This is a genomic window from Bacillus tequilensis (assembly GCF_012225885.1).
Taxonomy (GTDB): domain Bacteria; phylum Bacillota; class Bacilli; order Bacillales; family Bacillaceae; genus Bacillus; species Bacillus tequilensis.
Map to the genome: position 1 here is coordinate 3,884,287 of NZ_CP048852.1, position 13,949 is coordinate 3,898,235.

Annotated in this window: 16 protein-coding genes and 1 pseudogene; 10 read left to right on the top strand and 7 right to left on the bottom strand. The window is 44.9% G+C overall.

Annotated features, from left to right (window positions below; genetic code table 11):
- Positions 1 to 2 precede the first annotated feature (2 nt).
- The 4 genes from G4P54_RS20390 to G4P54_RS20405 all read right to left on the bottom strand — a co-directional run bounded on the left by G4P54_RS20390 (position 3) and on the right by G4P54_RS20405 (position 3,362).
- On the bottom strand, positions 3 to 1,328 hold the full coding sequence (locus tag G4P54_RS20390) for an LLM class flavin-dependent oxidoreductase (RefSeq protein ID WP_167873705.1): 1,326 nt from the start codon (positions 1,326 to 1,328) through the stop codon (positions 3 to 5).
- A gap of 203 nt (positions 1,329 to 1,531) precedes the next feature.
- Positions 1,532 to 2,344 (bottom strand): sugar-phosphatase, encoded by an 813-nt coding sequence (gene yidA, locus G4P54_RS20395; protein ID WP_167873706.1) that lies wholly within the window; start codon positions 2,342 to 2,344, stop codon positions 1,532 to 1,534.
- Positions 2,345 to 2,383: 39 nt separating this feature from the next.
- The gene (locus G4P54_RS20400; RefSeq protein ID WP_167873707.1) at positions 2,384 to 2,944 is read right to left on the bottom strand and encodes a hypothetical protein; all 561 of its coding nucleotides are present in this window, start codon (positions 2,942 to 2,944) and stop codon (positions 2,384 to 2,386) included.
- Positions 2,925 to 3,362: a DUF3255 family protein gene (locus tag G4P54_RS20405; protein ID WP_167873708.1), complete on the bottom strand. Its 438-nt coding sequence runs from the start codon at positions 3,360 to 3,362 to the stop codon at positions 2,925 to 2,927. The genes G4P54_RS20400 and G4P54_RS20405 overlap by 20 nt, the downstream gene beginning before the upstream one ends.
- Before the next feature lie 100 nt (positions 3,363 to 3,462).
- On the opposite strand from G4P54_RS20405, the gene cotNE reads away from it, so the two are divergent.
- Together cotNE and G4P54_RS20415 are read left to right on the top strand one after the other, a co-directional pair.
- Positions 3,463 to 3,831 carry an inner spore coat protein CotNE gene (cotNE, locus tag G4P54_RS20410; RefSeq protein ID WP_167873709.1) on the top strand — a complete coding sequence of 123 codons (369 nt, stop codon included), beginning with the start codon at positions 3,463 to 3,465 and terminating at the stop codon, positions 3,829 to 3,831.
- Between the two features lie 248 nt (positions 3,832 to 4,079).
- Entirely contained in the window at positions 4,080 to 4,433 is a 354-nt protein-coding gene (locus G4P54_RS20415; RefSeq protein WP_167873710.1) for a hypothetical protein, read from the top strand.
- A 42-nt stretch (positions 4,434 to 4,475) separates the two neighbouring features.
- Here the strand turns inward: G4P54_RS20415 and G4P54_RS20420 are convergent, their stop codons facing one another.
- Complete coding sequence (locus tag G4P54_RS20420) at positions 4,476 to 4,874, bottom strand: hypothetical protein (protein ID WP_167873711.1); 399 nt, start codon at positions 4,872 to 4,874, stop codon at positions 4,476 to 4,478.
- 176 nt (positions 4,875 to 5,050) lie between these two features.
- On the opposite strand from G4P54_RS20420, the gene G4P54_RS20425 reads away from it, so the two are divergent.
- On the top strand, positions 5,051 to 6,016 hold the full coding sequence (locus G4P54_RS20425; protein ID WP_167873712.1) for an iron-hydroxamate ABC transporter substrate-binding protein: 966 nt from the start codon (positions 5,051 to 5,053) through the stop codon (positions 6,014 to 6,016).
- A 33-nt stretch (positions 6,017 to 6,049) separates the two neighbouring features.
- On the opposite strand, the pseudogene G4P54_RS20430 reads toward G4P54_RS20425, so the two are convergent.
- Positions 6,050 to 6,214: pseudogene (locus tag G4P54_RS20430) on the bottom strand (YxeA family protein); the annotation flags it as partial.
- Between the two features lie 23 nt (positions 6,215 to 6,237).
- Positions 6,238 to 7,701, bottom strand: a complete 1,464-nt coding sequence (iolA, locus tag G4P54_RS20435; protein WP_167873713.1) for a methylmalonate-semialdehyde dehydrogenase — start codon at positions 7,699 to 7,701, stop codon at positions 6,238 to 6,240.
- 378 nt (positions 7,702 to 8,079) lie between these two features.
- On the opposite strand from iolA, the gene iolR reads away from it, so the two are divergent.
- The 7 genes from iolR (at position 8,080) to G4P54_RS20470 (ending at position 13,921) form a co-directional block, all read left to right on the top strand.
- Entirely contained in the window at positions 8,080 to 8,835 is a 756-nt protein-coding gene (gene iolR / locus G4P54_RS20440) for a myo-inositol utilization transcriptional regulator IolR (RefSeq protein WP_167873714.1), read from the top strand.
- Positions 8,836 to 8,888: 53 nt separating this feature from the next.
- Positions 8,889 to 9,821, top strand: a complete 933-nt coding sequence (locus tag G4P54_RS20445; RefSeq protein ID WP_024713276.1) for an aldo/keto reductase — start codon at positions 8,889 to 8,891, stop codon at positions 9,819 to 9,821.
- A 307-nt stretch (positions 9,822 to 10,128) separates the two neighbouring features.
- Positions 10,129 to 10,779, top strand: coding sequence for a hypothetical protein (locus tag G4P54_RS20450; RefSeq protein WP_167873715.1), 651 nt, complete (start codon positions 10,129 to 10,131; stop codon positions 10,777 to 10,779).
- Between the two features lie 3 nt (positions 10,780 to 10,782).
- Positions 10,783 to 11,088 (top strand): DUF2653 family protein, encoded by a 306-nt coding sequence (locus tag G4P54_RS20455; protein ID WP_024713278.1) that lies wholly within the window; start codon positions 10,783 to 10,785, stop codon positions 11,086 to 11,088.
- Positions 11,089 to 11,235: 147 nt separating this feature from the next.
- Positions 11,236 to 11,802 (top strand): CGNR zinc finger domain-containing protein, encoded by a 567-nt coding sequence (locus tag G4P54_RS20460; RefSeq protein WP_240939701.1) that lies wholly within the window; start codon positions 11,236 to 11,238, stop codon positions 11,800 to 11,802.
- A 111-nt stretch (positions 11,803 to 11,913) separates the two neighbouring features.
- Positions 11,914 to 12,426, top strand: a complete 513-nt coding sequence (locus G4P54_RS20465; protein ID WP_167873716.1) for an HPP family protein — start codon at positions 11,914 to 11,916, stop codon at positions 12,424 to 12,426.
- Between the two features lie 109 nt (positions 12,427 to 12,535).
- Complete coding sequence (locus tag G4P54_RS20470; protein WP_024713281.1) at positions 12,536 to 13,921, top strand: sugar porter family MFS transporter; 1,386 nt, start codon at positions 12,536 to 12,538, stop codon at positions 13,919 to 13,921.
- The last annotated feature ends 28 nt before the right edge of the window (positions 13,922 to 13,949 follow it).

The following is a 13,949-nucleotide window of genomic DNA, read 5'->3' on the forward strand; positions in this document are numbered from 1 at the left end:
CCTTACTTTGCATAACGGTTTACCGGCTTTTCCAAACCGAAGTGGTCTCTCAAGGTTGTGCCTTCATATTCTTTTCTGAACACGCCGCGCTCCTGTAAAATCGGAACCACTTTCTCAACGAAAATGTCAATTCCTTCCGGAAGAAGCGGAGGCATGATGTTAAACCCGTCACACGCTTTCTGATCCACCCATTCCTGCATCTTGTCAGCTAGCTGCTCGGGCGTGCCGACGAAGATATGGTGGCCTCTGGAGCCTGCAACGTATTTGTAAAGCTCGCGTATCGTCATATTGTCTCGTTCAGCCATTTCTTGAACAAGCTTGAATCGGCTCTTCACCGCATTGGAAGCATCCGCGTCAAGCTTTGGCAGCGGCCCGTCAAGCGGATACGCAGACAAATCAATTCCGCCTAAATAATTTTGAAGAATTTGCAGGCCGACGGATGGAATAATCAGATCTTGAAGCTCCTTGTATTTAGCTTGCGCTGCCTCTTCAGTATCGGCAATGATCGGAAAAATACCTGGCATGATGGCGATTTTCTCTGGATCACGCCCGAATTCCGCAGCCTGCTCTTTAATGGATTGATAAAATTCTTGAGCGGATTCCAGATGATTTTGCGCTGTGAAGATTACTTCTGCTGTTCTGGCAGCCAGTGCTTTTCCGTCTCCTGATGATCCCGCCTGGATAATGACCGGCCGGCCCTGCGGCGTTCTGGAAACGTTCAGCGGACCGCGAACCGAAAAATATTCTCCTTTGTGGTTCAGCTCGTGCATTTTTTCTTTTTCAAAGAATTCACCTGTTTCTTTATTGCGGATAAAGGCGTCCTCTTCCCATGAATCCCAAAGACCTTTTACAACCTCGACGAATTCCTCTGCCCGCTGATAGCGCAAATGGTGTTCAAGGTGCTTTTCACCGCTGAAATTCAGCGCTGTTGATTCAATAGATGATGTGACGACATTCCATCCGGCACGGCCGTTGGACAAGTGATCCAGTGACGCGAATTGTCTGGCAATGTGAAACGGCTCGCTGTATGTAGTGGAAGCTGTTGCTGTCAGTCCGATTCTTGATGTGACCTGCGCCAAAGCAGAAAGCAAGGTGAATGGCTCAAACCTTGTTAACACATTTGGATGAGACTTGATGTCGATTGAAAGGCTATCCGCTAAAAACAGCATATCCAGCTTGCCTCGCTCCGCTGTTTTCGCAAGTTCTTTAAAATAATCCAAATTCATGCTTGCATCCGAAGGCGCGTCAGGATGCCGCCAAGACGCCACATGATGTCCTGTACCTGCTAGAAAAACCCCTAATTTGATTTGTTTCTTTTTGCTTGTCATGACGCTGCTCCTTTTATCATGTTTTAGGCTGAAAAATCCGAAAAATAAACTCCTATATTCCTAGTTGTTTAATATGAATAAATCAAAATGTACCTTTGTCTCGAGAGTTTGTCAATGAGTTAAGATCAAGTTTTTCTTTTTCCAGCTGAAAAGACCACATGGAAATCACAAAAAAACCCAGCCTTTTAAAAGGCTGGGTTTCATTATTTCGTCAAAACAAGCTCGTGAATCGCGTGCGCCACACCATGTTCATTATTGGAACGTGTTTGAAAGTTTGCGGCTTCCAATACTTCCGGGATGGCGTTTGCCATCGCAACGCCGCAGCCTGCCCATTCAATCATTGTCAGGTCGTTACCGTTATCGCCTATGCACATGACTTCCGCCTGTTCAATTCCAAGCAGCTGTGACAGCTGGCGTACGGCGTTTCCTTTGCTTGCTTCAGGATGCAGAATTTCATAAAAGAAAGGCGCGCTTCTGACCATCGTGTATTTTTCTCTCACGTCGTTTGGAATCGAAGTAATGACGCGGCTTAAGTTCTCCGGTTGATCAATAAACATAACTTTCGGAATGAGGATATCTTTTGGAACCTCATCAATTTTGCGATAATGAAGCGGCACCTGTGTCACATACGATTCATATACGGTAAATTCGCTGATATCCCGGTTAGGCGTATACAGGTTAGATGAATCAAAGAAATGCATCGGCGTCTTCAGCTCTAAGCTCAGGTCATATAATGAAGTCAAATCCTCATAACCGAGAGACAGCTCCGTGACCACTTCATTTGTATGCGTATTTTGAACAAGCGCTCCGTTATACGCGATGACATAGTCGCCTTCTTCTATTAAATTCAGTTCATCTAAATATCTCCGCACGCCCCCGATAGGCCGGCCGGTGCAAAGCACAATGTTGACGCCTTCCGCTTTTGCCGCGTGAAGCGCGTTGCGGACTTCCTCTGTGACTTCATGACGATCATTTAAAAGTGTTCCATCCATATCAATTGCAATTAGTTTGTACATTCCGCATCTCCTTCGTGTCGTTTTCAGGCTATAGTCCCATCATATCGTTTTTTCTTTTTGATATTCAACCGAAAGAGATGATTTTCTCCGGATTCTGTTTTGGCGCCGGCCTTGTCTTCGGATGCGTATGCGAGATGTTCGCTTTTTTTCTGTCCCTGTGCCGCCGTTTTCTGCTTTTTCCTGCTTCATCAGAAGGAAGCCGGCGGCTAAAAAAGGAATGCCGATGATATTCAAGATAGCAAGCTTCACACCTGCCGCTGTCAAAAAGTATCTCCATGAAGATGCCGGATTCCGTCTGATCATGACGTACGCCGCCATTTCAAGAACAATCAAGATGGCATGAAGCACTACACAATAAATCAGCAATACTAGCGCAAAAAACAACACGTAATTCACGAGTGCCCCTGAGTACACCATGGCACGCAGCATTTGTATAAACGATAAGGACTGCATCGATCCTCCGATGACATTTGGGTTATAGATCGTATAGTCACTAAATAAATGTTTGACCTTGAGAAAGGCCCATAATAAAAATACCCACTGAATGATATGTAAAATAAGTCCTGTTAGCACCAGTTTTTCAGCTTTTTTGTTTCTCATCTTTCTCCTCCTTGCCGGTCGTTGATGGTTTAATCCTTGTCATTGTTTTTGTCTGGCCATTTTGCTCCCATATCAGCGTTCCGTTTTCTCCTCTTTTCAGCTTGCTTTTGACCGAATAATAAGGCCCGAGATACTGAATCTCGATGGACCCGTCAGCATCTTGTGAAATCACCTTGTATGCCATAAAAGGCAGCTGCACCTCTCCTCTTCCTTCAATCACTTCCGTTTCCGCAACCTCGTCTTTCGTAAAAGTAACCGTTGCTGATTTCACGCCGTACGTTGGTCCGGGAGCAAGCCCCTCGTCCCACGTTCCGTAATAAAACGGCGTCTCCTCTTTTTGCTGTTGGCAGCCCGAGACTACGATGCATACAGCGGCCAGCAACAAAGCGATCACCCCTTTGCTGCCCAATAAGATCACCGTCCTTTCTCACCCTATTAGGCAAGTGCCGTGGCACTGTGCCAATGACTACATAAGTTATAAGGAAATCACCCACATTATTTTTAAGGAGATTGATGACATGAATCCATACCAATATTACAGTCCGCAGCTGCCTCAGCAGGAGCCTTACTATAGCCAATATGAATACAACCCCTATCCGCAGCAGGATTATTATGATTCCTACCAGGCGGACAGACAGACGCCGGCATTAGAAAGAAGAGTGGCTGCACTTGAACGGCAAAACGAACAGCAAACACGAGAGTTAACACGCCTCACGAATGAAGACCGCCGTCAAAATCGGGAAATTGCGCGGATGGCCGAACAAGTCAATCAGCTAAGCCAGATTGTTGAACGCCATACACGCCGCTTAAACCGGCTCAATCAGCGTCTCCGCACAGTAGAAAACAGGCTGAATATCCCATTTACCGCAGGCGAAGGCGGTTTCTGAAGCAGGCAAAGAAAAAAGCGGAATGCGATTTTCCCGAATTCTGGGTTTCGTTTTCCGCCTTTCTTATGGTATTAAAACGGAGGTTTTACATAAAAAGGGTTTGTACCAGTATACAATCTTTATTGATTTCGTTCAAAGATAGAAGGGGTAAGGAAAATAAATGCAGTTCCTCATTTGCAGAATTTCTTTTCATTCAGGTTGCATGATAATACCGATTCAAATCAATCGACCACATGGAGGAATTATGTATGCATACAACACAACACAGCCTGCAGCAGCTGAACCAATGCCGACAGACTGCTCAGCAGCTCATTCAGCAAACACAGCAAAGCAGCCAGCAATACCGCCAAATGCTTCATCAGGAGCAGCAAAACATTCAAATGCTGCAGCAGATTCTAAACCACGAACAACAAGCTGCACACACGATTCAACAAGCGCTGCACGGACATGACATGGCAATTCAAAAATGCCAGCAGGTAGTCAACATGTGCAACCAAATGCAGCAGGAGCTCACTGGACAATCCGGCGTCATGAATTCGAATGTGTCAGCACTCCCATTCGGCCAAAACACGCCATTCCAGCAGCATACCTTTCAGCAATAGCATAGAAAAAGCTCAACACAATGCCAGTGTTGAGCTTTTTTCTTACCGTTCTTTGCGAATATGTATATCTTGAATAGACTGTTTCGGCGCATGAAATCTGCTTTCAGCTTCACTTCTCGCCTCGGCAAAGGTCCTTGCTTCCACATGATCTTTATAGACATCCAGCTGAATCAAAAACAGCGGGCGCACTTTAAATCCGTGAATAATGGTCACCGCCCATAACGGGACCACAATAAAAACGCCGGGCGGAACGGGCAACACAAAACCAAACGCAGCAATGAAAAAATAAATGATTCCGTACATGATCCACTTTCTATTTCTCACCTTGATGCCAATGAATAAAAAGGCAAAAAAACTGGTAATGGCAAAAGGCATGAAAATAAACAGCATCCACCAGCTATGAAGCCATTCCCACGCGGCACCTCTTTTCGTAATTCCCATATTTACCTCCTCCTATTTACCTATAATAATCGATTAAGCAAACCGCGTCACCTGTAAACAACAAAACGTTCTCTCCTTAAATAGTGATAGACGGGGCACAGGTTTCCTGCTATATTATTAGTTGATAATGATAATCATTACTAATTATTCAACGTACATATTAGGGGGTTTTCTTGTTGAAAAAGAACACAATGCTCATAGGCATGCTCGTGCTGCTTCTCATGTTTGTCAACGCTTGCAGCGGTACGGCTTCGAAAGGAAGCTCAGGTGATTCAGCTTCAGATAAGACAGAAATGAGAACATACCAATCAACAAAAGGGAACGTCAACATTCCTGCGCACCCGAAACGCATCGTCACTGATTTTTATGCTGGAGAATTGCTGTCTGTCGGGGCAAATGTGGTCGGCTCAGGCTCATGGTCATTTGATAATCCGTTTTTGAAATCAAAGCTGAAAGATGTGAAGGACGTCGGTGATCCGATCAGCGTTGAAAAAGTGATGGAGCTTCAGCCTGACTTAATTGTTGTCATGAATGAAAAGAATGTCGATCAATTAAAGAAAATCGCTCCAACTGTAGTCGTTCCTTATAACACATCGAAAAACGTGCGGGATACGGTCAGCATGTTCGGGGATATCGCCGGAGCGAAAGACGAAGCGAAATCATTTATGACTGACTTTAACAAAAAAGCAGAAGCAGCTAAAAAGAAAATTGCCGGCGTCATCGACAAAGATGCAACCTTCGGCATTTATGAAAACACGGACAAGGGCGAATTCTGGGTGTTCAATGACAACGGCGGACGCGGCGGCCAAGCCGTATACAATGCGCTGGGGTTAAAAGCGCCTGAAAAAATTGAACAAGATGTTATCAAAAAAGGAGAGATGAAACAGCTCTCTCAAGAGGTTATTCCCGAGTATGCCGCAGATTATATGTTCATTACGGACTACAATCCGAAAGGCGAAAGCAAAACATTTGAGCGTCTGAAAGATTCATCCATTTGGAGTAACCTCGACGCCGTAAAGAACAATCGGGTCTTTATCAACGACTTCAACACCTTCTATCCGTATGACCCGATTGCCGTCAGCAAACAGATCGATATCATCACCGACATGCTGATCAAACGGGCCGAAGAAAATAAAAAATAAGAAAACGGCACAGCATAACGCTGTGCCGCAGTTTCACTTTAATTTTGTCTGTACAGAGTCCGGCATATCTTTAAACCTGACTTCCTCCCAAGTCTCGACATACTTGCCTTTCGCCTTCACCTTCAAATACGCGTTCTTCCGCAGGTCTTTCCCGGCGAAAAAGGTCACTTCTTCTTTTTTTCCGGATGCATTGTATCCGTGAGGCCTCACACAGACGTCGTTTAGCTGAAATCAGGTGCCGGATATCTTGCCGTCACCACTTTTTTACGCGTATAGAAGTCGACGCTGTCTTTTCCGTTCGCATGCAGCGTTCCAAAGAATGAAGACTTCCAGCCTGAGAATGGGAAGAACGCCATCGGGGCCGGCACACCAAGGTTGATGCCAAGCATTCCCGCATCAATGTTTTCACGAAAGTAGCGGATTGCGTTTGAGTTGGATGTGAACAGGCAGGCGCCGTTCGCAAACTCAGACTTATTGGCAATTTCAATCGCTTCTTTCAGGTTTTTCACACGGATGACAGATAAAACCGGCGCAAAAATTTCATCCTTCCAGATCGTCATCTCTGTTGTGACATTGTCAAAGATCGTCGGGCCGACAAAATAGCCGTCGTCAGACATATTTTCACGTCCATCACATACGAGCCTCGCGCCTTCTTCAAGCCCTTTTTCGATGTAGTTGAGCGTGCGCTTCTTGTTGTCCTCGCGAATAACCGGCCCTAAGAACACACCGTCATCCAGGCCGTTGCCGATTTTAATGTCAGCCGCTTTTTCCTCCAGCTTCGCCATAAACTCATCAGCGATTCCTTCTTCAACCGTCACAACCGCACACGCCATGCAGCGCTCACCGGCAGAACCAAAGGCTGCTCCGATAATGTTTGTGATCGTGTCTTCGAGGTGCGCATCGTTCAGGACAATCGTATGGTTTTTCGCGCCAGTCAGAGATTGAACGCGTTTTAAGTTTTCGCTTCCTTTTTTGTAGACATATTCGCCAACCGGCTTGGAGCCTACGAATGAAATCGCTTTAATTTCTGGGTGTTCGAGGATGCCATTCACAACATCATGCGCGCCGTATACGACATTGAATACCCCTTTCGGAAGGCCCGCTTTTTCAAAAAGCTCAACCAATTTCTCTGTTAACAGCGGTGTCCGCTCAGATGGTTTTAAAATAAAGGTGTTGCCGAGCGCGATTGCCATCGGAAACATCCAGCAAGGAACCATCATCGGAAAGTTGAAGGGCGCGATTCCGCCGACAACTCCAATTGGGTAGCGGTAGTTTGCCGCTTCAACATCTGTTGCGATGGAAGCAAGTGAGTCACCCATCATCAGGGAAGGTGCCCCGGCCGCGAATTCCACGTTTTCAATTCCGCGTCCCACTTCACCAAGCGCTTCTTTTGTATTTTTTCCATTTTCAATGGTAATCAGATGAGCAAGCTCTTCTTTATGCTGAGACAGCAGCTGCTGGAAGTTGAATAGAATTCTGGCACGCCGCGGAACCGCCACCTTTGACCATGTTTGAAAGGCCTCAGCCGCTGTTTGCGCTGCGTAATCAATATCCTCTTTTGTGGAAATCGGCACTTGGCACAATACTTCTTTCGTCGCCGGATTGACAACGTCTTCATATCGGTCTGTTTTGCTTTCAACCCATTCACCATTCATATAGTTTTTTAATTTTCTGATTTCTGTCATTCTTATTGCCTCCTTCATTAGTAAACACATACACTTGTACATAGATTCGTATCAATATCCACTTTTCAGCAAGCTAAGAATTAAACGCTTTCAAAAAAAAGAAATGGTGTTGCCATTTTAATACAAACAACCTTTTCTAGCAAACCAGGTTACTTTTTGGTCATTTATTGGTTGTGTTTTAATCGCGTGATACCCGTAAGTCAGTCATAAACACTGCATATTTTCATTATTTTATTAGATTAATCTTTTAACCAATGAAGCGGATAACAAGATGTCCGCCGAATCTTGCAAAAGATATACACCGGTGTTATCATTTTGAATCAACTTTTGATTAACTTTCGGTTTTTATTATACAAGATGTAAGAAGGAGTTTTTTATATGAAACTGATGCGGATTCAGGAAATGGAGGAGTACATTTTATCGCATGGCACGGTTTCCTTAGATGAGCTGTGCCAAGTGTTCAATGTCTCCAAAAACACAGTCAGACGCGATATCAATAGGCTAACAGAAAAAGGTGCGATTGAAAAAGTATACGGCGGCGTAACATCGATTGATAAAAACACATTGGATCCTTTTGAGAATCACACCATTCAGCATCAAGATGAAAAAACAAAAATCGCCCATTACGCTTCCCGTTTTATTGAAGATCACGATTTGGTCTTCATTGATTCAGGAACGACGACAAAGTCTATTCTCGATACGCTTGATCCGGCCAAAAATGTCACCATTTTAACCAACAGTTTAGACATTATCAATGCGGCGGCACCTTTGCAGAATATCAACTTAATCATTATCGGAAACAGCTATAAGAGAAAAACGCGCTCCTTTATCGGCATGGAGGACCCGGCTATGCTTGATAAGTACAATATCAACAAAGCCTTTATGTCTGCTGCCGGAACGACGCTGACACACGGATTGACCAACTCCGATCTGCTGAAGTACGAAATTAAAAAGAGGATTTCGGAAAAAGCAAAAGAAGTGTATTTATTAGCTGACCATTCTAAATTCGGAAAATCAACGCTTTTGACGTATGCGCCGTTTGACAGGCTGCATTGCATCGTGACCTCTCAGCCTTTAGATGACGAGTACACACAGTATTGCAATGAGCACCAAATCGGCATTCATCTGGCCTAACGTTTACAATAGTGTTGAGAGTCTTTCATCCACTTTATTCTAGGAGGCAGATCATGAAAAAAGCTACGCTCGGAAAATCAGACTTGCAGGTATTCCCTATCGGCTTAGGAACAAATGCGGTAGGAGGACACAACCTCTACCCAAACCTCAATGAAGAAACCGGAAAAGAATTGGTGCGCGAGGCGATCCGCAATGGCGTGACGATGTTAGATACCGCCTACATTTACGGGATCGGCCGTTCCGAAGAATTAATTGGTGAAGTGCTGCGCGAATTCAATCGTGAAGATGTTGTCATCGCGACGAAAGCCGCACACAGAAAACAAGGAAATGACTTTGTCTTTGATAATTCACCGGAATTCCTTAAGAAATCAGTTGATGAAAGCCTGAAGCGTTTGAACACAGATTATATCGATTTATTCTACATTCACTTCCCGGACGAACATACGCCGAAGGATGAAGCAGTCAACGCTCTGAATGAAATGAAGAAAGCTGGCAAAATCCGCTCTATCGGTGTCTCCAACTTCTCTTTAGAGCAATTGAAAGAAGCAAACAGAGACGGGTTGGTAGATGTATTGCAGGGCGAATACAACCTGCTAAACCGTGAAGCGGAAAAGACTTTCTTCCCGTATACGAAGGAGCACAATATTTCATTTATCCCTTACTTCCCGCTTGTATCAGGATTATTGGCAGGAAAGTATACAGAAGATACAACGTTCCCAGAAGGCGACCTCCGAAACGAACAGGAACACTTCAAGGGCGAGCGTTTCAAGGAAAATATCAGAAAGGTCAACAAGCTTGCGCCGATTGCCGAAAAGCACAACGTGGACATCCCTCATATCGTATTGGCTTGGTATTTGGCAAGACCGGAAATTGATATTTTAATCCCTGGAGCAAAACGTGCCGATCAGCTGGTTGATAACATCAAAACAGCCGACGTGACGCTTTCTCAAGAGGATATTTCATTTATTGATCAGCTGTTCTCATAAGAAGAATAAAACAGCCTTCTCCCGATGGAGAGGCTGTTTTTTTGTGCAAAATCGATCTGTCATTCTTTGTTGTATGGTGAGAAAGTCCCTTAATAGATCCGAATGAATAACGATTTTGAAGCAAAATCTTACAAAAAGAGCCATAAAACCGATAAAATAAAGGTAATATATCAGAAAGAAATGATTGAAAAAGCAAAACAAGAGAGGGAACGTCTAGAAATAAGAGAATGATATGAAAATCCCACCCAATTTCTATGATTTGCTGTTCAGAATACGGGCCGTTTCGGCGGTCTATGGAGGAAACAGAATGAAACTTAAATATGTAAAGGCCTTAGTCGCAGCAACCGTTGCTTTAGGTGTACTGCTGCCATCTACCATTTCTCATGCCAAAAGTTTTAGCGGCCGCTCATCGTCCAGTTACAGCAGCCGAAGCTCAAGCTCGTCCTACAGCGGGGGCTATAAATCCAGTCCGAAATCAAGCTACAGCTCAGGATCAAGCTCTTCTAGCAAAAAATCCAAGACGTCTGATGATTCATCATCATCGATTTCGCTGAAAAAGAAACCTTCCGAAAAATCGAGCTCATCAAGCTCTAAAAAGTCGTCAGGCACCTTTTCCGGCGCTACATCAAAAGTAAGCGGGAAGACATACAGCGGAAAAACGTCTAAAGCCTATGTGGGCGGACGCTATGTTTCAGTCAACCATTACTACCATGCAGGATTTGCGCCATCAGGCTGGTTTGGCTATTATAGCGGGTTCACAATGGGTATGTTTATGATCAGCATGATGCACCCGTGGGGCTACACCTATCATCCAGTCGGGGGTCCGGGTTATGTTTCTTACGGTGCTTCGCCCATCGCCTGGATCGTTGATATCATCGGGTTGATCGTGATTTTAATCATTGTGATCGCGCTGATTCGCGCATTTAAAACACCGCAGACGTACAGAAGGAGATTTTAGGTCATGAGATTAGTATTAAATGAACAAGAAATTGTGGACGGCATTTGCGTGTATATTTCCAATGAAGAAGATATCTACCCGGAGGACGTTGAAGTAAAAGAACTGTCCTACAACAAACGAACAGGATTCTTCGCAGAAGCCAAATACGGCCCGCACTACAAGAAGCTTATGTCAGATGACATTTCAGAAGGCATTATCCAGTTCCTAGAGGAATACCACAATTTCAATCCAGACGTGACCGTCGTTGAATTGCAATTTGATAAGAAAAAAGGATTTTCCGCCTTGGTTTTTGTCAACGAGGAAGAATAAAAACCATAACCTTACTCCGCGCGAGTAAGGTTTTTTTGATATTTTCCCCTCAACGGCACTTTTCCGGCAAAACAAGAAGAGCACACCGCATATCCTTGCGCAAAAAAGGTTTTGGCGCTTACAATAATTTTGAAAGGAATGATCACAATGACAAATGCTCAATTCCCTCTTATCACACATTACCTTTCTCTCGATCTCGTAAATACTGAAATCATAAGCTATGATAAACGGCACGATCTCATCCAGTCAGGAAAAGATATGATGGCATGGTTAGCCATAATGGGAGAAACGGCTCCTTTTCTCAATTCTTTGACACTGCAGCAAGTCCAAGAACAGTTGCAGTCGATTCATCAATTCCGCGCTGAGCTGAGAAAACACTTTGAACGTATCGCTGAAGGCAGTGAACCTTCTCAAGCTTTTATCTCTTTCCTGCAAGATCAAATCGCCGCCGCTCCCTTTTCTTATCAAATCATAGATGATAAACTTGCCCGCATTCCGAATGGAAAACCGGATGATTCCGTTTTATCGCTTATCGCTTACGATGCGTTATGGCTGATTCATACGAAAGAAATCAAACAGCTGAAACGGTGCGCAAATGAAAAGTGCATTTTGCTTTTTCTTGATAAAACAGGAAGGCGAAAATGGTGCTCCATGAAGATTTGCGGCAACAGACATAAGGTCTCACGCCATCAGAAAAAAATGAATCTTGAGTAAGAATCCGTTCCCCAGCGAACGGTTTTTTTATCGAATCAAAAACTAACCTCCAAAAATAAAATTGACAGGTTAGTTTTCACCTATTATTCTATACATACTGGAGGGATAAATATGGAAAACAATTTCTTTTTGAAAATGAAAGGAACAGGAAAAACGCCTTTACGGGTAAACGGCAAAGACGCGGTTACAGGGCTCATAGGAGGATTTATCACCATACTGGCACTCGCATCGCTGACCGCTTATACATCAAGCCTATGGTTAATGGCGCCTTTTGGAGCAAGCTGTGTGCTCGTATTCAGCGCTTGGAACGCCCCCTTATCACAGCCGAGAAATGTGATTGGCGGCCACTTTATTTCCGCGCTTACCGGGATTGTTGTCCTTCACATATTCGGCGCCCACCCATGGACCTTTGCATTGGGGACAGGGCTTGCCATTTGTTTGATGATGCTGACCAAAACCACTCATCCTCCTGCCGGCGCTGACCCGATTGTCGTCATTCAAGGGGCATATGCTTGGAGTTATTTAGTATTTCCCGTACTCATTGGATCTGTCATCATCGTGGTCATTGCTCTAGTTATCAATAACTTACGCAAAAATCGCCAATACCCCGCATTTTGGCTTTAATGTTTTTCCTTTTTTCAAAACAAATGTTTCAAATCAGATAGGAAATGGGTACTACTCTATTAACTTTGTTATACATACTCATTGGCTCAACAACTGAGGAGGAACATTTGTGAAGACAAGCACAAAGAAATATATGATCTACTTTTTCGGCGCTTTAGGAGGGCTGCTTTACGGATACGATACCGGCGTCATCTCTGGAGCGCTGCTGTTTATCAACAACGATATTCCTTTAACGACATTGACAGAAGGATTGGTTGTCAGCATGCTGCTTCTTGGCGCGATTTTCGGTTCTGCCCTGAGCGGCACATGCTCCGATCGCTGGGGCAGGAGAAAAGTTGTATTTGTCCTTTCCATCATATTTATTATCGGCGCGCTCTCCTGCGCGTTATCTCAAACAATCGGCATGCTGATTGCGTCTCGGGTGATTCTCGGGTTGGCCGTCGGCGGTTCAACAGCGCTTGTACCCGTATACCTGTCAGAAATGGCACCGACGAAAATCCGCGGGACACTCGGCACGATGAACAACTTAATGATTGTCACAGGAATTTTGCTCGCCTATATCGTTAACTACCTGTTCACACCGTTTGAGGCGTGGCGCTGGATGGTCGGTCTTGCCGCGGTGCCTGCCGTGCTTTTATTAATCGGCATCGCGTTCATGCCGGAATCGCCAAGATGGCTCGTCAAGCGCGGCCGTGAAGAAGAAGCAAAACGAATCATGAACATCACGCACGATCCCGAAGATATTGAAATGGAATTGGCAGAGATGAAGCAAGGGGAAGCGGAGAAAAAAGAAACGACACTCGGCGTGCTGAAATCCAAATGGATTCGCCCCATGCTTTTGATTGGCGTTGGCCTTGCCATTTTCCAGCAGGCCGTCGGCATTAACACGGTGATCTACTACGCGCCGACCATTTTTACGAAGGCCGGCCTTGGCACGTCAGCTTCCGCACTCGGCACATTGGGGATCGGCGTCCTCAACGTCATCATGTGTATCACCGCCATGATCTTGATTGACCGTGTCGGCCGCAAAAAGCTTCTGATCTGGGGAAGCGTCGGCATCACATTGAGCCTTGCCGCATTATCAGGCGTGCTCCTGACACTGGGACTCTCCTCATCAACGGCATGGATGACAGTTGTCTTTCTCGGTGTTTATATCGTCTTTTACCAGGCGACATGGGGTCCGGTGGTTTGGGTGCTCATGCCTGAACTCTTCCCGTCCAAAGCGCGCGGAGCCGCGACAGGATTCACCACTTTGGTGCTATCGGCAGCCAACCTGATCGTGTCGCTCGTCTTCCCGCTGATGCTCAGCGCCATGGGCATCGCATGGGTCTTTATGATTTTCTCAGTTATTTGTCTTCTCTCCTTTTTCTTCGCTTTCTACATGGTTCCGGAAACCAAGGGGAAAAGCTTGGAAGAAATTGAAGCGAGCCTGAAAAATCGTTTTAAAAGGAAAAAAAACAGCCAAAGCAAAGTACTGAATGAGCGTACATTATAAAAAAAAGGAATCGTCTCCGGGACGATTC